An 18,855-nucleotide genomic window follows, 5' to 3' on the forward strand; every position below is an offset into this window, starting at 1 on the left:
TGGAAGGGGGTTATGGCGTCGGGGTCAACGCCAGCCCCAGCCAGAAAGCTTCGATCATTTTCATCAGTTCGATGAATTCTGTCACATCCACCGGTTTGCGCAAATAACAGTTTGCCCCGGCGGCATAACACAGATCAACATCATGTTCGGCACCCGATGTGGTCAGGACGATCACAGGGATGGATGCACAACTGGGATCATTGCGGATGTCGCGCAGCATTTCGCGGCCATCTTTACGGGGCATGTTAAGATCAAGAAGAATCAGGCGCGGGCGTGGTGAATTGCGATATGGCCCGTCTTGTTGCAAGAACTGCAGGGCAGTGATCGCGTCTTTGACGTGATGGAGTTCGACCGGTCGCTTGAATTCCCGTAATGCTTCACGCACAAGTCTTGCGTCACCTGGGTTGTCTTCAATCAACAAAAGGTTGTTGGTTGCGCCACTCGTTTGATCCGGCATTGTAATCCGCTACCCTTACGGATGGCTTCCGTCTAACCCAAGCCATACCCGAATTTTTATTCTAAAATCGTGTTAATCCACTGACTACAAAGAGAAATATGGTCCCACCCCCAACAATTTCTCTTTGTGAAATGACATATAAAATATGTCTTAAGTATCCTTAAGTCTTAATTTCATACCTCAGCAAGAAAATCAATTCAACAAGACATCAGTACAGTTGTAGATACTATCTGTCTGTATGGTATGTGGTGGCTCTAAAGTTGGAGAAAAAGGGGGAAAGGCGAGGAAAGTTTTGCAGGCCGTTTGCGTCAGTATTAATCCAGCGCAATGCCAATTTCAGAAGCCAAGGATGCGAATCGCGCAACAAGGTCGGGTTGCTCGGCAAATACTTTTTTTGCTGTTTGATATGCCAAGCGTGCGTCTTCTTCCTGCCCCAAAACCATATAGGCCTGCATCAAACGTGCCCATCCATCCGGGTTGTCTGGGGCGGCTTCCAGGCGTTCGGCCAAACCGTTGACCATCGACATGACCATTTCCTGACGCTGTTCGGGCGTCATTTCCTGGGCCGCGGCGATATCTTCCTGGCTTGGGCCACGTGTTGTCACGCTTTCATCAATATCAAGACGGCCCTCGATATCAATCCCTTGGGCAAGGGCGGCTTCACTGATGCGCGAAACCACCATAGGCAGCCAACCCGCATCGCCCGGTGCACTGTTGGCCAGCGCGATCCAGCGGTCAATGGCGGCGGCAACATTGCCATCCTGCGCCTCACCCAGTCCAAGGTAGTATTGGATGCGCGGGTCCGTGCTTTCGGTTTTTTCTGCTTCTCGCAAAACCCCGCGGGAGATGGCGTTGATTTGCCCATTGTTGGCACGCACAAGACTTTCGGCATACATGGCAAGGTAATCGCCATCGCGTCCGGACCGCTTAACCGCCTCAAGAAACGCCGTCTGGGCTTCTTGTGGGCGTCCCAACGTCATCAAGCTGGCGCCAAGCAGTTCCCACGCCCTGAGGTCATCAGGGTCCTCCAGAAGCTTTTGCGACAGGTCACTTACTGCGCGCTCCATGATCGCCTGACGATCCTGATTGGCCGTTTGGGCTTGCCGCATCGCATTGATTTCATCTGTGCGGCTGGCGATCGGACGATCGGGCAGGGTCGGATTGCCAAGATCAAGATACAACCCAATCCCGCCTGCAATTAACACCCCCGTAATGGCGGCAGCGATCGCCCGAACAGGTTTGGTGGTGGAGGATTGCCCAGCTGCGTCATTGTTTTGTTGCTGTTTGACCCGCTGATCAGCTGCAAGAATACGTCGCTGTACTTCGATCCGGGCAGCGGTTGCTTGTTCGGCGTTCAGAACCCCGCGTTCGATATCACGGTCAATTTCGGAAAGCTGGTCACGATATACCGCAAGATCGCGTGATATTTCGCTCTCTTCGCTGCCGCTGTTGTCCGAGATGTCGGTGGATATGTCCGTATCCGGTTTTGCTGCATCCCCGGTGTCGGCATGCTGATCGGTTCGCGTAAGGCGCGGGGGGCGCATGATCGGCCACAGAATGAACCCGACCAAAAGCAGGGTCATCGCGCCAAGAACAATCCAGATGGTCATACTCGTATCCTGTCCTTGGGCTTATTCTGCGGGAACCGCTTTGGTTGCGGCTTTGTGGGAACGGGTTGGCGCACCGATGCGATAACGCCGGTCAGAAAGTGACATCAACCCGCCAAACACCATGACAAGGCCACCAAACCACATCCAGGGGATCATTGGTTTGACGTAAAATCGTGTGATCCACTTGCCGCCTTCATCCTGATCACCGATCACGGCATAGATATCACCGGTGAAGCTTGATTGAATGCCGGCCTCGGTCGTGGGCATGCCTTCAACCGTGTAAACGCGTTTTTCCGGTGTCAGGACGACGGTACGTTCGCCCGGCGTGGTGATGGTGACTTCGGCCTCGCGGGCGACAAAGTTCGGCCCCTGATATTCCCGAATGTCAGACAGGGTAAAGGTGTGACCGGCGATTTTTGCACTTTCGCCGACGCCCAGTGATTGCACGGCTTCTTCCGTCCAGGCCTGCGATCCCGTAATCCCGGCAACCACAATTGCCACACCCGCATGGGCCAACATTGTTCCGTGGGCCGAGCGCGGCAAATTGCGCATTCGGCGCAGGCTGGTCGCGATTGGGGCGCGGAACAATTGAACCCGGCCCGCCCATTCAAGGATTGATCCGACAAACAGCCAGGTTGCCAGTCCCAAACCAAACAGGGCAAAGGCCGGCCCGCCAGAAAGCCAAAGGGTTACAAGCACAACCACAACCGTCACGGCCAGCGCGATCTTGAGCTTGTTAAATACACCAATCAAATCCGCACGCTTCCACGGCATCAAGGGACCAAATGCCATGGCAATGATCACAGGGGTCATGATCGGCACGAAGGTGGCATTAAAGAACGGCGCACCGACCGAAATCTTTTCGCCCGTCAGGGTTTCGAGCAAAAGCGGATACAACGTACCCAGCAAAACCATGGCAGCCGCAATCGAAAGCAGCACATTGTTAAAGACCAATGCCCCCTCGCGTGAAATCGGCTGAAACAGCCCGCCGCCCTTAAGGCTGGGCGCACGCCACGCATAAAGCGACAGGGACCCGCCGACCGTAATGCAAAGCAGCAGCAGGATGAACACACCGCGTGTCGGATCGGTGGCAAAGGCATGAACCGATGTCAGTGCGCCCGATCGCACCAGAAAAGTGCCAAGCAACGAGAATGAAAATGCCAGAATTGCCAGAAAAATCGTCCAGCTTTTCAGCGCATCGCGCTTTTCCACCACAATGGCGGAATGCAGCAAGGCAGTTCCGGCAAGCCAGGGCATGAAGGAAGCATTTTCGACCGGGTCCCAGAACCACCAGCCGCCCCAGCCAAGCTCGTAATAGGCCCACCAGGAGCCCAGCCCGATGCCAGCGGTCAGAAACACCCAAGCCGCCAGCGTCCAAGGCCGGACCCAGCGCGCCCAAGCCGGATCAACCCGACCTTCGATCAGGGCGGCAACCGCAAAGGCAAAGGCAACCGAAAAACCGACATAGCCGAGATACAGGAACGGCGGATGAATGGCGATGCCCGGATCCTGAAGCAGCGGGTTCATGCCTTCCCCGTCAAGCGGCGGGGTCAAAACGCGCTCAAACGGGTTGGAGGTCAAAACGATGAACAGGATAAATCCAGCGCCGATCAATCCCATAACACCGAGCACGCGCGCAAGAAGGCTGGGTGGCAGGTTGCGACCAAAGGCGGCAACAGCGCCGCCAAACAGGGTCAGGATAAGGACCCAAAGCAGCATTGACCCTTCGTGATTGGCCCAGACCCCGGTGATCTTGTAGATCATCGGTTTGGATGTATGGCTGTTGGCCAGGACATTAAGTACGGAGAAATCAGACGTCACATAGGCATAAGTCAGTGCGATAAAACTTGTCGCCACAAGCGCAAAGCACGCAATTGCCAGTCTGGGCGCAACCCGCAACAGAACCGGATCGCGGCGCGATGCCGCCAGGAATGGGATCGTGGACTGAGCAACTGCCATCACAAGCGACAGTATCAGGGCGTAATGTCCGATTTCTACAATCATATTAATGCGTCTTGTCCCTAGCAGGCCTGCGGTATTTGTTATGTGCCCGGATGCGACATATAATCCCTTTAAAAAGGCTTGGAAACCTTGCGGAATATCAAATATGCGCTATTTGCTGCACTATTGGGGACAAAAATATGGCAATAGACGTTACATATTGTCCGCAAGCAGGCTATAAAACCGTGGTCAGGCAGCGGATTGGTAGGCCAGAGGTCAACAACGTATGAGTCAATGTCCCGTCATTGACATAGCACAGAAAGAAATGTGGGCGCGTCGTGCAACGACGGCCTCCATTTGCATTGCTGCACTCCTGATTGCGATCAAGGCAGTTGGCTGGTTCCTGACCGATTCTGTCAGTTTGCTGTCATCCATGGTCGATAGCATGCTTGATGTTGGCACTGCGGTTGTCAATTTCATGGCGGTGCGCTCCGCCTGGCGCCCTGCGGACCATGATCACCGCTTTGGTCATGGCAAGGCCGAACCGTTGGCTGGCCTGTTTCAATGCGCCTTTATGATCGGGGCTGCGGTGTTTGTTGTGGCCGAGGCCTCATCGCGTGTCTTTGAACCACAACCGCTTCGATACGCGACCGAGGGCATCTGGATGATGGCCGTTTCGATGGTCCTGACATTCGGTCTGGTGCTTTTGCAGCGCAAGGCTGCTCGTGTATCGGGGTCGGTCGCGGTAGAAGCCGATTCGCTTCAGTATACCAGTGATATCCTTGCCAATGCAGCTGTGATCCTTGCCCTTGTCTTGGGCATGGCGGGCTTTTTGTGGGCCGATCCGTTGATCGGGGTTCTGGTTGCGGTCTTCCTGGTGTTTTCCGCGATCAAGGTTGGCCGTCATTCAATCAAGGTTTTGATGGATGCCGAACTGCCCGAATCCGACAGTCAGCGGATCATTGAACTGACGATGAAGAATGCCTCGGTCATTGGCATTCACCGCCTGCGGACCCGCTCATCGGGGGTGCATCGCTTTGCCGAGATCGAATTGATCATGGATGGCGGTATGTTGATGCGTGAATCGCACACCATCTGTCATCAGGTGATGGACAGCATCCGGTCCGAATACCCCGATCTTGATATTACGATCCATCCGGAACCCCCCGAGGACATCCATCTCGATGAGTTCAGCGGCTATACCGAGGATCCGGAATTCTGGCACACCGGGCGCGCCAAACGCGCTGGTCAGCATGACATCCCGGTCAACAGTGGTGGCGAAGTTGCGCTAACCGCCGACGCCTGAAGGGGCGGAACACCTGGCACTTAGATATCTTGAAGTGAAAAATGGCGGACCCTTGCGGGCCCGCCTTTTCTTCTTGGTTTGCCGTGTCGAAACTTAAAGAACTGTAAGCATGCTAGCGACCAGTGGATGGCGGACAATGTCCTTGTCGCGCAGTTGAACGCAGGCAATGTCATCAACGTTTTGCAGGCGATCGGACATTTCCGACAGACCCGACATTTCTGGCAGAAGGTCGGTCTGGTCCGGGTCGCCGGTCAGGATCATCGTGGAATTCCAGCCAAGGCGTGTGACCAGCATCTTGAGCTGCCCGTATGTGCAGTTCTGGGCTTCATCAATCACGACAAAGGCGTTGTTCAGGGTACGTCCGCGCATGTAGCCGATTGGGGCGATTTCGATCGTGCCGTCCGAGATATAGGTCTTAAGGCGTTTGGCCCCCAGGCGATCATTGAGTGCATCATAAAGCGGGCGAAGATACGGTGCCATTTTGGCTTCGACGTCGCCGGGCAGGAAACCGATGTTTTCCCCGGCTTCAACCGCCGGACGGGCCAGAACGATACGGGCGATATCGCCTTTATCAAGTGCTTCGACTGCTTTGGAAACGGCGATATAGGTTTTACCCGTCCCCGCCGGGCCAAGGGCCATCACAAGGTTGAAGTTGTCAATGGCATCCATCAGGGCTGCCTGGTTTTCACTTTTCGGGCGGATGTGGCGTCGGAAGCTTTGATCGCGTTGCTCTTTGGGGGCAGGTCCGTCAAGCGGGTGCCAATCGGCATTCTTTTCATCAAACAGTTCGTGGACGTTGGTGTCAGACTGCTGCGGACGATTACGACGACGTGCTGCGCGCTTACCCATGATGATCACCTCAACAAAGTTGCCAAAAAAGCAAAACGCGCCGTTCCGTCATGGAAGGGCGCGCATTCAATTTTCATCTTGCGATGGAAGTGGCGGTAGGAGTTTCCGCCGGTCACAGCATGTTGCATGTGCGATCCGGGGGGCGAAAATTCTCGTTGTAAGACGCTTTTTCGCGACACTCGGGAACTCCTCCTGCGGTCCAGTTGTAGACCGTTAATTAGAATCGTACCCCTATATGCAGTGTCTTGTCACGGGTTTTTGCGTCATGAAATTTTGATGAAACAGGATTGCGAGTCTTTTCAAATGTTTATCCCGCATCTGCGAAAGAACTTTTTTTGATCACCCCTGTGTTGGCACCATTCGACGCGATGGCAGGGCAGCACTTATGATCCAGGCAAGCGTCAAAAAAGCAATCGACGTCACAAGACATCCGACCAGCCCCCCATACAAATAAGCAACACCCGACAGGACCGTGCCGGTCAGTCGTCCGATGGCATTTGACATGTAATAGAACCCGACATTCATCGCGACCTTGTCACCCTCGGCATAGGACAGGATCAAATAGGAATGCAGCGATGAGTTGATCGCAAAGACAACCCCGAATACCAGAAGCCCGCCCAGAACAGCAAATTCCGGTGCGATGTCTTGGGTGATGGCCCCGGCAATTGCCGCAGAAACGCCAATCAGAATGGTAATCCAGATTTGCGCGGTTTTGCCATCTGGTTCGCGGGTTTTGGCCCGTAGCATCTTTGGTGCGACGGCCTGAATGAAGCCGTACCCAATGACCCAGGCAGCCATATAGGTGCCGACCTCAATATGGCCCCAGCCAAGCTCTGCGGCAAGAAACACTGGCAGGCCGACCACAAACCAGATATCGCGCGATCCAAACAGGAAAAGACGTGCAGCCGACAGGACATTGATCTTGCGATCACGCGAAAAAACATCGCGAAACTTTGGTTTGATCGCACTCGCAGGGCCCGCCATCGCATTTCCAAGCGACAGGGCAACCGCGATCAGGGTCAGGGCAAGCCCGGCTGCCATCGCAAGCAACGCGCCGGAAAAGCCAAGCCAGGACAACAACGCCCCGCCCATGAAAAAGCCAATACCCTTAAGGGCGTTCTTCGATCCGGTCAGAAGCGCGACCCAGCGGAAAAGCGCGCCTTCGGCATTGGCGGGCACAAGGACCTTGATTGCCGATTTGCTCGACATCTTGGTCAGATCCTTGGCAACCCCCGATGCGGCCTGAAGCCCCATGACATAGGCAACCGACACCGCAGGCAACCAGTCCGGGTTGGTCAGGGACAATGCGGCCAGCGATGCGACCTGTAACGTCAGCCCGGCATACAGGGTAAAGCGCAATCCACGTGCCTGGGCCAACCATCCGCCCACCAGATTGGTCACAATTCCGGCAACTTCATACAGGATGAACAGCAGGGCGATTTCAAACGCCGAATACCCAAGCGCATGAAAGTGCAACAGCACCAGCATGCGTAAGGCCCCATCGGTCAGTGTAAAGCCCCAATAGGCGCCTGTGACCAACATGTAATTGCGGATTGCGGGTGACATGGTGTGGCCTCCGACCTACAGGCTTTGCGCGACTTTGGCGGCCAGGTCCGCCATTCGGCAGACATACCCCCATTCATTATCGTACCAGGCCAGCAGTTTTACCTGCCGTTTGTCGATCACCATGGTGGATCCGGCATCAATGATCGAAGAGCGACTGTCATTGAGATAATCCACACTGACCAGCGGGCGTTCCTCGTATCCGAGAATCCCGGAAAGGTAGCTTTCCGATGCTTCGCGCATCAGGCGATTGACCGTTTCAACGTCGGTATCTTCTGCGACTTCAAACACACAATCGGTTAGCGAAGCATTCAGCAACGGAACACGCACAGCAATGCCGTTCAGTTTACCCTTGAGTTCCGGATAAATCATCGTGATGGCCGTTGCCGACCCGGTACTGGTCGGGATCAGTGACTGCAGGCAGGACCGCGCACGGCGCAAATCCTTGTGCGGCAGGTCAACAATCGTCTGGGTGTTGGTCACATCGTGGATGGTGGTAATCGATCCATGCACAATGCCGAGTTTTTCATGCATGACCTTGACCACCGGTGCCAGACAGTTGGTCGTGCAGCTTGCCGCCGTCAAAAGGTCATGTTGGGTCGGGTCATAAAGATCGTCATTCACCCCATAGACAATGTTAAGCGCACCTTCCTTGACGGGTGCAGCAACAATGACTTTTTTAACCCCCTGGTCAAAATAGGGCTGAATGGTCTCGGGTGTTTTGAACTTTCCGCTGCATTCCAGAACAATGTCACAGCCCATGCCGGCCCAGTCGGTTTCGCCCGGGGTTGTATTGTCGCTAAATGAAATCTTGTGGGTTTGATCAATCACCACCTGATCGTCGATACAATCAACCCGATTGGTCCAACGGCCATGGACGGAATCAAATTCCAGCAAATGAGCCGCAGTCTCGGCCCCGCCCTTGATTTCATTGATGTGGACGAATTCAAGATTCGGGTGTCCCCATCCGGCGCGCAAAACAAGGCGGCCCATGCGGCCAAATCCATTAATACCGACGCGGATTTTACGACTCATGTCAGGACTCCGTTACTTTGGACGTTGGGGTGTCGTGAAACCAGCCCCGTGATCGGTTGGCGATTGCCACCAGCGACAGCATGACGGGGACTTCGACCAGCACGCCAACAACGGTTGCCAGTGCTGCCCCCGATGAAAAGCCAAACAGGCCAATGGCCGTGGCAACAGCCAGTTCGAAAAAGTTCGACGCACCAATCATTGCCGAAGGGGCGGCAATCTTGTGTTCAACGCCAAGAACCTTGTTGGCGACATAGGCGATGGCCGCAATGAAATAGGTCTGCAAAATGATCGGCACAGCCAGAACGGCGATGATCATCGGTTGCGCGATAATCTGCTGGCCCTGAAAGGCAAACAACAAGACCAGTGTGCTCAGAAGCGCAATCATCGAGATCGGCTTGAGTTTGGCATCAAAGGCATTGAAATGGTCAATGCCCCCCTTCATGAGGCGGCTTCGGATTGCCTGACCGGTGATTACCGGAATAACGATAAAGGCGATAACCGAAATGGTCAGCGTTTCCCATGGGATGGTGATCGCCGAAATGCCCAGCAAAAGCGCGACAATCGGCGCAAAGGCAAAGATCATGATCGTGTCATTCAGTGCCACTTGCGTCAGGGTAAAGTTCGCATCGCCCTTGGTCAGGTGCGACCAGACAAACACCATCGCCGTGCAGGGGGCTGCACCTAACAGGATCAGACCGGCGATATAACTTTCAATCTGTGCTTCGGGCAAAAGCGGGCGGAACAGAAAGCCGATAAACAACCAGCCAAGGGCTGCCATGGTGAATGGCTTGATCAACCAGTTCACACCAAGCGTCACCGCGATGCCACGCCATTGACGGCGCATTTCATTAAGGGCACCGAAATCAACCTTCATCAGCATTGGTACGATCATCAACCAGATCAGTACCGTAACCGGCAAATTGATTTCATAGGCGGTCAGGTTTCCGATTGTCTGAAACAGGGTTGGGAACAATTGCCCCAACAGGATGCCAACAATGATGCTGGCCGCAACCCAGACGGTCAGAAAGCGTTCAAACAAATTCATGGTGGTGGCATCTTCCTTGTTTATTCGCGGTTCTCGGATGGGCTGGTCTGCCCGATTTTGTCGAGTTCGCTTTGCAGGGACAGACGATCAAGCGATTTGAACGGAAGGCTGGTGAAAATTGATATCCGATTACGCAGCATTCGATAGGTCTCGGCAAAGGCCAGACGCTTTTCCGCGTCACTGCCGGTCACGGCCGCAGGATCAGGAACCCCCCAGTGGGCGGTCATCGGAGATCCGGGGAAAATCGGGCATTCTTCATTCGCGGTTGCGTCGCAGACCGTGAAAACGAAATCAAATTTGATGTCGTCCTGCTCGGAATAGGTTTCCATCGCCTTGGATGAAAAGTCTGAAAGATCATGGCCAAGGCTTTGCAGAAGTTCTTGCGCATATGGATGCACGTCACCGCGCGGATGTGATCCGGCACTATAGCCAAAGAAATGGTCATGCCCCTCATGCTTGAGGATCGCTTCAGCCATGATGCTGCGTGCCGAGTTGGCCCGGCATAGAAAAAGCACGTTGTATGTACCAGCAGACATATCGTTTCGTCCTTTGAGGCGACAGTATGTATTAACAGCAGTCCGTCTGGACGGCCGGTGATAATCCGCAAAGTTCCGGGCGGCCGTGGCAACAATCGTCTGTCAGGAACCCCAATAGACTGCGCATGACTTCGGGCACGATGTGATAAATCATCGAGCGTCCGTCACGCGTTGCCTTGATCAGTCCCGCATGACTTAACGTCGCCAGATGCGACGACATCGTGTTGTGCGGGATGCCGATCTGACGTGCGAGTTCCCCTGCCGCCATTCCGTCTTCGCCGGTCTGGGCCAGCAGGCGGAATGCCGCCAGTCTGTGTTCCTGTGCCAATGCGCCAAGCGCGGCTATTGCGTTTTTTGTGTCCATATGTCGAGAATTATCGACATATTTAACGAAGCGCAAGTGACAATTGTATTTCAGCATCAATAGCGCTGTCGCGTGGCAGTTTTTTCTTTGTTAATCAGATGATTACGGGGCATCAAAGAAAACACTTTTAAATAACTAGAAATATAGTTATATTGTCGACATGATTGAAAAAGACATTGCACCAGCCTTTGCTGCATTGGGTCATGAGGCCCGATTGAAAATCTATCGTCAGTTGGTCAAGGCCGGTGATGACGGGTTGAATATCGGTGACATCGGGCGGTTGCTTGACCTTCCGGCATCCACATTGGCTCATCACCTGGGCACATTGGTGCAGGCCGGTCTTGTGCATCAGGAAAAGCATGGTCGTGAAACCCGCAACCGGGCCGATTTTGATGTAATGAGAGACTTGCTTGGCTTCATTGCCGATGAATGTTGCAGCGGTGTTGATCTTGGGGGCGGTGCTGCCCTCGCCACTGCCACCACCACGGAGTCTGAAACGGTCGCATAATGCGGTCTTTCGCTTAACTTTATATAACTATTTTTCTAGGGATATGGATATGACTGCGCTTGCCCTGAAACTTCGCCGTATCGGTACATCAGCGCGCCAGATTGACCGGGTCTTGCTGGCTGCAGTGGGCATTTTGCTCGCGGTTTATCTGTTGGACCGTGCGCAGTTTATCCCCAGCATCGTCTTTACGCTTGAGGCCTTTGTCGGAACCGCACCGTACCTTGCGCTGTCGATTGGGATTGCGGCTTATGCGACGGCGACGGGCGCTGATAATCTGATTTCACGCGCTTTTGCTGGCCACCCGATCCGCATGGTCTTTACTGCAGCGGCCTTTGGCGCATTGTCACCGTTTTGCTCTTGCGGCGTGATCCCGTTGATTGCGGCATTGCTTGCAATGGGTGTTCCACTCGCGCCGGTGATGGCGTTCTGGTTGGCATCCCCTGTGATTGATCCTGCGATGTTTGTTTTGACCGCAGGCACCCTTGGCACTGACTTTGCCGTCATCAAGATGATTGCTGCCATCGCCCTTGGTCTGATGGGGGGCTTTGTCACCATGTGGCTGATCTCACGGGGATTTTTATCTGACCCACTGCGCGAAGGTGTTGGCAATGGTGGCTGCGGTGGCGCAAAAGTGCGCTCGCACAAGGATGTTGTGTGGAAGTTCTGGCAGGAAGATGACCGTGTCGCCAAATTCCGCAAATCCGCCATATCAAACATGATTTTCCTGGGTAAATGGCTGGCGTTTGCCTTCCTGCTTGAAAGCATGATGGTCGCTTACGTACCCGCCGAAAGCGTCAGTGGGTTGCTTGGTGGGGATGGTGTTGGTCCGATTGCCATTGCGACGCTTGTCGGGGTTCCGGCATATTTGAACGGTTATGCCGCCCTTCCGATCATGGAAGGCCTGATTGGGCAGGGCATGCAGGCTGGTGCCGCCATGGCCTTTCTGGTGGCCGGCGGGGTGTCCTCCATTCCAGCCGCGATTGCGGTGTTTGCGCTGGTGAAAAAGCCGGTATTTGCGTTGTATCTGGTCTATGCGCTGGTTGGATCGTTTGCGATTGGTGTGATTTCGCAGGTTTGGCTGGGGTAATCGGGGCTTTACATGTCCGATATGACGATTTCACGGTGGCAATGGGCGTAAAAATCGCTACATTGCGCGCCAAGAAATTCATACGGATTAAAGTTGAGACATCATGTCGACGATTGACCAGCAGGTATCGCGTCGCCGTACCTTCGCCATCATTGCCCACCCGGATGCGGGTAAAACCACACTGACCGAAAAGCTGCTTCTTTTTGGGGGTGCGATTCAGATGGCCGGTGCGGTTAAGGCGAAAAAGGAACAACGGGGTGCCCGTTCGGACTTCATGAAGATCGAACAGGACCGCGGTATTTCCGTGTCGTCGGCTGTGATGACCTTCGAGTTTGAAGAGAACATCTTCAACCTGCTTGATACGCCGGGCCACGAAGACTTTTCCGAAGATACCTATCGCGTTCTGACCGCGGTTGACTCGGCCGTCATGGTGATTGACGGCGCGAAGGGGATCGAGGCCCAGACCCGCAAGCTGTTTGAGGTCTGCCGTCTGCGTGACGTGCCGATCACGACGTTCGTCAATAAGCTTGACCGCGAAGCCCGTGATTCGTTCGAACTGATTGATCAGATCGAACAGGATCTGGCCCTTGATGTGTCGCCGGTAACCTGGCCGATTGGCTCAGGCCGTGATTTCCATGGCTGTTACGATCTGGTCAATGATCAGCTTCTGTTCATGGAGAAAGGCGGCAATGTCGTCAAGGACGCTATTCCGATCAAGGGTCTTGATGATCCAAAGCTTGATGAACTGATCCCGGATTATCTTCTTGAGAAGCTGCGCGAAGAAGTCGAAATGGTGCGCGAAATGTGCCCGCCATTTGATTTGCAAAGCTATCGCGAAGGGCATCTGACCCCGGTCTTCTTTGGTTCGGCGGTCAATAACTTTGGCGTGCGTGAATTGTTGCGCGGCATTGGCGAAATCGCACCGACCCCGCGCCCGCAGGAAGCAGCAACGCGTCTGGTTGAGGCGGTTGAGCCAAAAGTAGCGGGCTTTGTGTTCAAGGTCCAAGCCAACATTGACCCGAACCACCGGGATCGCATCGCGTTTATTCGCCTGTGTTCGGGCCACTTCAAGCGCGGCATGAAGCTTAAACATGTCCGTGCAGGCAAACAGATGGCGGTGCATAACCCGATGCTGTTCTTTGCCAATGAACGTGACATTGCCGAAGAAGCCTGGCCGGGTGACATCATCGGTATTCCGAACCATGGGACGTTGCGCATCGGCGATACCCTGACCGAGGGCGAAGATTTACGCTTCCGCGGGGTTCCGGCCTTTGCGCCCGAATTGCTGCAAAAAGTCCGCCTTGATGATCCGCTCAAGGGCAAACATCTGCAGCGCGCGCTTGAACAGCTTGCCGAAGAAGGCGCATCCCAGGTGTTTAAACCGATGATGGGGGCGGACTGGATCGTTGGTGTTGTCGGGCAGCTTCAGTTCGAGGTTCTCAAGGAACGCATTTCAGCCGAATACGGCATCAAGGTGCATTTCGAACAGACCCCGGCCTATGCCGCCCGCTGGGTGATGGGCGATGATCCGCTGGAAGTCAAAAAGTTCCGCGATGCCAACCAGTCGGCGCTGTTTGAAGACCATGACGACACACTGGTCTTCATCGCACGCAACGCCTGGCATCTGGAAACCACACAACGCGATTGGCCGAACCTCAAGTTCGAAAGTACGCGTGAACAGAATTTGGTGGTGGTTTGATTTTCTTTTTAAAAAAATAGTGAGTGTATCTAAGTAAATTAAAATTTTATATTTTAATTGGTTTTAGCTAGATGGTGTTGTTTGTTGCGTTCCAATTTTCTGATTTTCTTTGATCATCGACAATACAAAATTATTTGTCTCAGATAAAGTTTCGGAGAACTCAAGGCTGTGTTTTTCGTAATTGGAAGGTAGTTGTAGTCCTGATATTCTTCTTATATTTGCTTTTCTTCCATAAGAAAATCGCCATTTGTGAGTGGTGTTAAATAATACAGCATAATAAACTATCTCTGGTAATGCTTTGAATTGTCGAGTCTTTAGTATGGTGCAGGAGTCCCCGCCATTCCCTTTGGGTAGAAATTCGCCAAAGTGTACGGTTGCATGTCCTAATCCTGAAATACAAATTGCTGGGCCTGTGAATACTTTGTCCCCAAATTGTGGTGATACGTAGGCTACAACACCATTGTTAAGTTCGGTGTTTGTCACAAAAGGTACGTCACCGTGATCGTAATCATCGATGCTACGTGATTTTGCGGTGGATAATTGAAATAACTTTTCTATTTTCATTTTTACTGCAAGGATTTTCTTATTTTCTGGAATAAAAACTCGGAATATAATTTTTTTGTTTCGTTTTTTATGTCTTCTTTTGATGCAGAGGGGCGGTCTAGGTATTTTTGGGGGACTATCTCAAGGTTCGGGTCGCTAAGATCAACGGTCTTAAGTTGGATGAAGCCAGGTTCCTCATTGACGATTCCTCCAGCAACAAAAGACTTCGCTTCTTTCTGGATTGTTTCTAGTTGTGAATCTCTTCCGTGCCTTAACCGTCTGCGTTTGAGTTTTGAGAAGCCATCATCTATAATCCTCGCAAACAGAGTTTTCTGGTCTTCTTTGTGAGGTTTCCCTTTTTCAATAATTACAATGACCGTTTCCACCGATGCTTGCGGGTAAAACAGATCGTTAGGCAGTGAAAATACAGCAAGGATGCTATTGCCCTCAATTGTTCTTTTTCTCCATGATTGATCTCGTCCCATCGAGCACATTACTGATATGGGAAGTACTGCCAATAAAAGTCCTCCTTCCTGCATCTGATCTATGGCGTGTTGGACGAACGTAAATTCCTGCTCATCGCTTCTTTTCAGGGAAAACGGCGGATTCATTAGGGTCTTGGTGACTGGGGGCCTAGTGGTGGTGGTGGTTATGTACTCTGCACTGGCTTCACCATTTCGAATTTTTCGGTTAAGGTTGAGTGCTAGGCAATCGTTATTGATGATGTTGTTTTTGCCGTCCCCTCGAAAAATCATATTGACAATGGCAAGGGTAGCTACATTGGCTTGTTGTTCAACGCCGAATATTTTGTGTTTCTTGAACATTTCGACTTGTTCTGGAGTGTCTCTTCGAACTTTGTCGTATGCTGCTACGAGAAATCCACCTGTTCCGCACGCCGGGTCGTATACAAGGTCGTCGCCGGTTATGTTCAGCACTTCGACGGCAAATTCAGCGATGTGCCTAGGTGTGAGCACGATTCCGATGTCTTTTGCTCCGTTTCCGTATTTAAGAAAAACTTCATAGAATTTGCCTAGTAGATCATGGCTTCCATCCATCGCTGCCTTAATGTTTATTTTACGTAACAGGAAAAATACTTTTATTATTGCAGATCTGTATTTTTCCTTCGCCGCATTTTCTTGGGGTAGGCGTAATTCGATGTATTCGGAGAACTCTCTCTTTGAGTGTGCAATTAAAACATCTTCAGATCTGTTGTTAATATCTTTAACTAGTACGTCTGGAGATGCATTGAAGTTTGGAAGTGTGTCTGAAACCATTGCCAGTAGAATTGCTGACATGACTGTTGCTCTGAGGTCTTTGTTGATTGACGCCTTGTGTAGTTCTTCGTTGATCTTTTCGGCTACTTTTAATAGAATAATCTCGCTTATGATTAAATCATTTAGTGCGTTTGTGTTGTTGTCTGTTAAATATTTAGCTTGATCTGGTGACAGCAAGCCTGTGATTGGTTTGCCATTGTATTGTACGTTCTGTATTGTTCCGTCGTCGAATATATATGCTGTTTTGACTAGGTAACCTTGATCGTCAGATCCTGCTACTCCCGTAACAATCTGTGCTTTGATAATCGATGAATTTTCATTGATTGATTTTGCATATTCCGCTGCCTCATGAAAGGCTGTGTCTATATCCTCAATTTTCGCTTTCGCTTCTATAACCCAAAATGATTGCTCTCTTACTTTTACTACATATTCAGGCCTTTTCCGATCAAGGCCATTTTTAATTTCAGGGTGGTCAAGACACTCTTGTTGTGTGTAAAGCTGGCCAGCGGCTACTCTGTTTGGATTTTTAGTAGTCCAGCCAAGAGCGTTGAGATCATTTTTTATGAAAACATAAGAGGAGAATTCGGATATTCTTGTCATACTACTCTCAACTTGTGAAAAATTTAATTTTTCTAGAAGAAGGCTACTTGTAAATTCAGTGATTTTGGAGAGTAGCTCTCCGTCTATAGAAATTTGCGGAATACAAGATATGTTGAATACCAATTAAACTACCTTTGATGCAATAAATCTTGCTTTTAAAGAGCTTAAGGTAATTTATCGATGTTTTTTTGGTAGGGATTTTCAGTTGGTTTAGTTGAAAGTATAGCGACATATAGTGACGAGAGTCATCCCAACCGCCATGGCGGCAAACAGGTTGCGCGCAACGGCCATGGTGATCACGGTGGCAGCCGCACCTGCGATGCCGATTGTGCCTGCCGAAAGGGCGCTTGGCACCCAGACGGAAATCAGGACTGCACCGGGCAGGCGTTCAAGCACATGTGCCCAACGGCCATGCTGCGGCAAACGGTCCGCCATCAAAAGACCGCCCAGACGCATGCCATATGTCACAGCTGCCATACCAAGGATGGTCAGAACGGATTCAAGGCTGAAGCTGGTCAGGTCAGGGAACTGGGTCATTTTCCTGTGTCCGTACCAAACCGGCCTTCGGGTGCGCCATAGACGGTAGTGCCGTCAACGGCAATTTCGGTTTCCGGGCTGGTGTCATCCATATCAGGCCGCCAAGTCAGGGCTGCGGTGATCACCCCCGCAGCAGCACCCAGCAAAACCGACCAGGTGCCCGGCAAGACAAAGTGACCAATGATCGATCCGATGGCGGCCGCGATCCATGGCAAAAGGTCAACCTTGCCCTTCCACATGCCAATGGTGAGTGCTGCAAAAACAGCGGTGAAAGCGAAATCAAGCGCATAGACTTCCGGGTCGGGAATACCTCCGCCCAACAGGTACCCCACCGTATTGCCTGTGGCCCAAACCACGCCAAGGAACATCCCGCCGCCCAAAAGGAAACCCGGATTGGCAAGGGTGGGCTGTGTCATGGAAACCGCCCAGTTTTCATCGGCTACCATATGCATGCCAACGACCTTGACCCAAAGCGGACGCCCACGAAATACCGGGCGCAGCGATGCCCCGATCAGGACATAGCGCATATTGATCACCGCAGTGGCGATGATGATGGTGGCGGCCGGAATGGTTTCGCGCCACAGATCGACCGATACAAATTGGGCCGATCCGGCAAAGACCGCCAGGCTCATGAAAAGAAGCTCGCCCAGCGACAATCCACGCTGGGCGGCAAGTACACCCAGAACTGCACCAAAGATGATGGTACTGGGCAGGAGCGGCAGACAGGCAAGTGCGCCGCGCCTGATGGTATCTGCATCGAAATGCCCGACTTCGGGCTGTCTGGGGCGTGACATTTTCGACGTTTCCTTTGTTCGTTTCGCGCCAGTTCATTGTGTGGGGCGACGGGCGCATTGTCGTGGTCATGGTGTGCGAGGGGACGTTTTAGTCCCTGCACCATGGTCGATGTTGCAGGGGTCGTATTGGACGAAATTGCTATTGCGATGTCGTTTGTCGATTTCTCTTAGTCGGGGTTTACGCCAAAATCCCTGATCAGCATATCGAGAAAAAGCTTGGTGATGGGGTCTGCCTGTTTGCTGTCATCAAGACTTGCCTGAAATGTGACAGTGACCCTGAGCCGATCTGGCTGGATCGCGCGCATGCGTCCGGCGTCGACGAATTGCTGCGCATAATGTTCGGGCAGATAGCCCAGAAATGCACCGGATAAAATCAGGCGGGCCTCTGCCTCCATGTCCGAGACGGTGGCATGGGGGCGGGCGACGGCGAATTCTTTCAAATCCCGGCCAAGCCAGGATTTGCGCCCGATCAGGCGATAACGCCGGATTTCATCAATGTCGATTTCCGCATCCAAACGGCCAAAAAGCGGATGATCCGATCCGCAATAAAACCGGTGGATTTCGTCATATAGCGGGATATAGCGCAGGCCAAGCACCGTTTTTGGAAAGCTGCAAATGCCGATCTGAATGTTGTCGGTGACAACTTCGCGCAGCAGATCGTTGGGTGGATAGGTCACGATGTTCAAAGTTACGTCGGGCGCGCGGTCCATAAACCGGGCGATGGTCTGTTCGATCCGGCGCGCTGCCGGATCGGTTATGGTATTATCGGTCAGGCCAATGGTCAGAGTGCCGCTGAGTTTGTCGCGCAGCGCCCGCATCTTGGTTTCATATTGCCCGATTGATTTGAAAAGCCGGTGTGCTTCTTCAAATGCGACCTGGCCCTCGGCTGTCAGGGCAAAACCGCTGCGCCCGCGTTTGCACAGCGTGAAACCCAGTCGGGCTTCCAGGGTGGTGATATAGCTTGATATTGTTGAAAGTGACAGATTGAGATCGCTTTGTGCTGCGGCAAATCCCCCTGCCTCAACAATGGTCAGGAATATCCGCAGAAGTTTCAAATCCGACTGTTCCGTGGTCATCGGGCCTTTTCCATACGCAATCGATCTTAGT

The 18,855-nt window shown here is 52.5% G+C and carries 18 protein-coding genes; 4 read left to right on the forward strand and 14 right to left on the reverse strand.

Features of this window, described 5'->3' with window-relative positions:
• Positions 1-10 precede the first annotated feature (10 nt).
• The 3 genes from JF44_RS0105910 to JF44_RS0105920 all read right to left on the reverse strand — a co-directional run bounded on the left by JF44_RS0105910 (position 11) and on the right by JF44_RS0105920 (position 4,071).
• The gene (locus tag JF44_RS0105910) at positions 11-457 is read right to left on the reverse strand and encodes a response regulator (protein WP_033068043.1); all 447 of its coding nucleotides are present in this window, start codon (positions 455-457) and stop codon (positions 11-13) included.
• Between the two features lie 314 nt (positions 458-771).
• Complete coding sequence (gene ccmI, locus JF44_RS0105915; protein ID WP_033068044.1) at positions 772-2,067, reverse strand: c-type cytochrome biogenesis protein CcmI; 1,296 nt, start codon at positions 2,065-2,067, stop codon at positions 772-774.
• Between the two features lie 21 nt (positions 2,068-2,088).
• Positions 2,089-4,071 carry a heme lyase CcmF/NrfE family subunit gene (locus JF44_RS0105920; RefSeq protein WP_033068045.1) on the reverse strand — a complete coding sequence of 661 codons (1,983 nt, stop codon included), beginning with the start codon at positions 4,069-4,071 and terminating at the stop codon, positions 2,089-2,091.
• Positions 4,072-4,294: 223 nt separating this feature from the next.
• On the opposite strand from JF44_RS0105920, the gene JF44_RS0105925 reads away from it, so the two are divergent.
• Complete coding sequence (locus JF44_RS0105925) at positions 4,295-5,314, forward strand: cation diffusion facilitator family transporter (protein WP_052065487.1); 1,020 nt, start codon at positions 4,295-4,297, stop codon at positions 5,312-5,314.
• A 93-nt stretch (positions 5,315-5,407) separates the two neighbouring features.
• Here JF44_RS0105925 and JF44_RS0105930 read toward each other — a convergent pair whose 3' ends face one another.
• The 6 genes from JF44_RS0105930 to JF44_RS0105955 form a co-directional block, all read right to left on the reverse strand.
• Positions 5,408-6,163, reverse strand: a complete 756-nt coding sequence (locus JF44_RS0105930; RefSeq protein ID WP_033068046.1) for a PhoH family protein — start codon at positions 6,161-6,163, stop codon at positions 5,408-5,410.
• Between the two features lie 339 nt (positions 6,164-6,502).
• Entirely contained in the window at positions 6,503-7,729 is a 1,227-nt protein-coding gene (gene arsJ / locus JF44_RS0105935) for an organoarsenical effux MFS transporter ArsJ (RefSeq protein WP_033068047.1), read from the reverse strand.
• 15 nt (positions 7,730-7,744) lie between these two features.
• Positions 7,745-8,761 (reverse strand): ArsJ-associated glyceraldehyde-3-phosphate dehydrogenase, encoded by a 1,017-nt coding sequence (locus JF44_RS0105940; RefSeq protein ID WP_033068048.1) that lies wholly within the window; start codon positions 8,759-8,761, stop codon positions 7,745-7,747.
• A 1-nt stretch (position 8,762) separates the two neighbouring features.
• Positions 8,763-9,806, reverse strand: a complete 1,044-nt coding sequence (gene arsB / locus JF44_RS0105945) for an ACR3 family arsenite efflux transporter (protein WP_033068049.1) — start codon at positions 9,804-9,806, stop codon at positions 8,763-8,765.
• Positions 9,807-9,826: 20 nt separating this feature from the next.
• Positions 9,827-10,342, reverse strand: coding sequence for an arsenate reductase ArsC (locus JF44_RS0105950; protein ID WP_033068050.1), 516 nt, complete (start codon positions 10,340-10,342; stop codon positions 9,827-9,829).
• A gap of 31 nt (positions 10,343-10,373) precedes the next feature.
• Positions 10,374-10,706, reverse strand: coding sequence for an ArsR/SmtB family transcription factor (locus JF44_RS0105955; RefSeq protein WP_033068051.1), 333 nt, complete (start codon positions 10,704-10,706; stop codon positions 10,374-10,376).
• A gap of 160 nt (positions 10,707-10,866) precedes the next feature.
• Here JF44_RS0105955 and JF44_RS0105960 point away from each other — a divergent pair, with 160 nt between their 5' ends.
• The 3 genes from JF44_RS0105960 (at position 10,867) to JF44_RS0105970 (ending at position 14,000) form a co-directional block, all read left to right on the forward strand.
• Entirely contained in the window at positions 10,867-11,214 is a 348-nt protein-coding gene (locus JF44_RS0105960) for an ArsR/SmtB family transcription factor (RefSeq protein ID WP_052065488.1), read from the forward strand.
• 49 nt (positions 11,215-11,263) lie between these two features.
• Positions 11,264-12,301: a permease gene (locus JF44_RS0105965; RefSeq protein ID WP_156111610.1), complete on the forward strand. Its 1,038-nt coding sequence runs from the start codon at positions 11,264-11,266 to the stop codon at positions 12,299-12,301.
• A 103-nt stretch (positions 12,302-12,404) separates the two neighbouring features.
• Entirely contained in the window at positions 12,405-14,000 is a 1,596-nt protein-coding gene (locus JF44_RS0105970; RefSeq protein ID WP_033068053.1) for a peptide chain release factor 3, read from the forward strand.
• Positions 14,001-14,063: 63 nt separating this feature from the next.
• On the opposite strand, the gene JF44_RS20300 is transcribed toward JF44_RS0105970, so the two are convergent.
• From JF44_RS20300 to JF44_RS0105990, 5 genes are all read right to left on the reverse strand, one after another.
• Positions 14,064-14,564 carry a hypothetical protein gene (locus JF44_RS20300; protein ID WP_156111611.1) on the reverse strand — a complete coding sequence of 167 codons (501 nt, stop codon included), beginning with the start codon at positions 14,562-14,564 and terminating at the stop codon, positions 14,064-14,066.
• Positions 14,565-14,566: 2 nt separating this feature from the next.
• Positions 14,567-16,417, reverse strand: a complete 1,851-nt coding sequence (locus JF44_RS0105975) for an HsdM family class I SAM-dependent methyltransferase (RefSeq protein WP_052065490.1) — start codon at positions 16,415-16,417, stop codon at positions 14,567-14,569.
• 210 nt (positions 16,418-16,627) lie between these two features.
• A complete protein-coding gene (locus tag JF44_RS0105980; RefSeq protein ID WP_033068054.1) occupies positions 16,628-16,954 on the reverse strand; it encodes an AzlD family protein in 327 nt (108 codons plus the stop codon).
• Positions 16,951-17,748, reverse strand: coding sequence for an AzlC family ABC transporter permease (locus JF44_RS0105985; protein WP_033068055.1), 798 nt, complete (start codon positions 17,746-17,748; stop codon positions 16,951-16,953). Before JF44_RS0105985 ends, JF44_RS0105980 begins: the two co-directional genes overlap by 4 nt.
• Before the next feature lie 167 nt (positions 17,749-17,915).
• Positions 17,916-18,824 carry a LysR family transcriptional regulator gene (locus tag JF44_RS0105990; RefSeq protein WP_033068056.1) on the reverse strand — a complete coding sequence of 303 codons (909 nt, stop codon included), beginning with the start codon at positions 18,822-18,824 and terminating at the stop codon, positions 17,916-17,918.
• Positions 18,825-18,855: the final 31 nt, after the last annotated feature.

It is taken from the genome of Thalassospira australica (assembly GCF_000763295.1).
Classification (GTDB): domain Bacteria; phylum Pseudomonadota; class Alphaproteobacteria; order Rhodospirillales; family Thalassospiraceae; genus Thalassospira; species Thalassospira australica.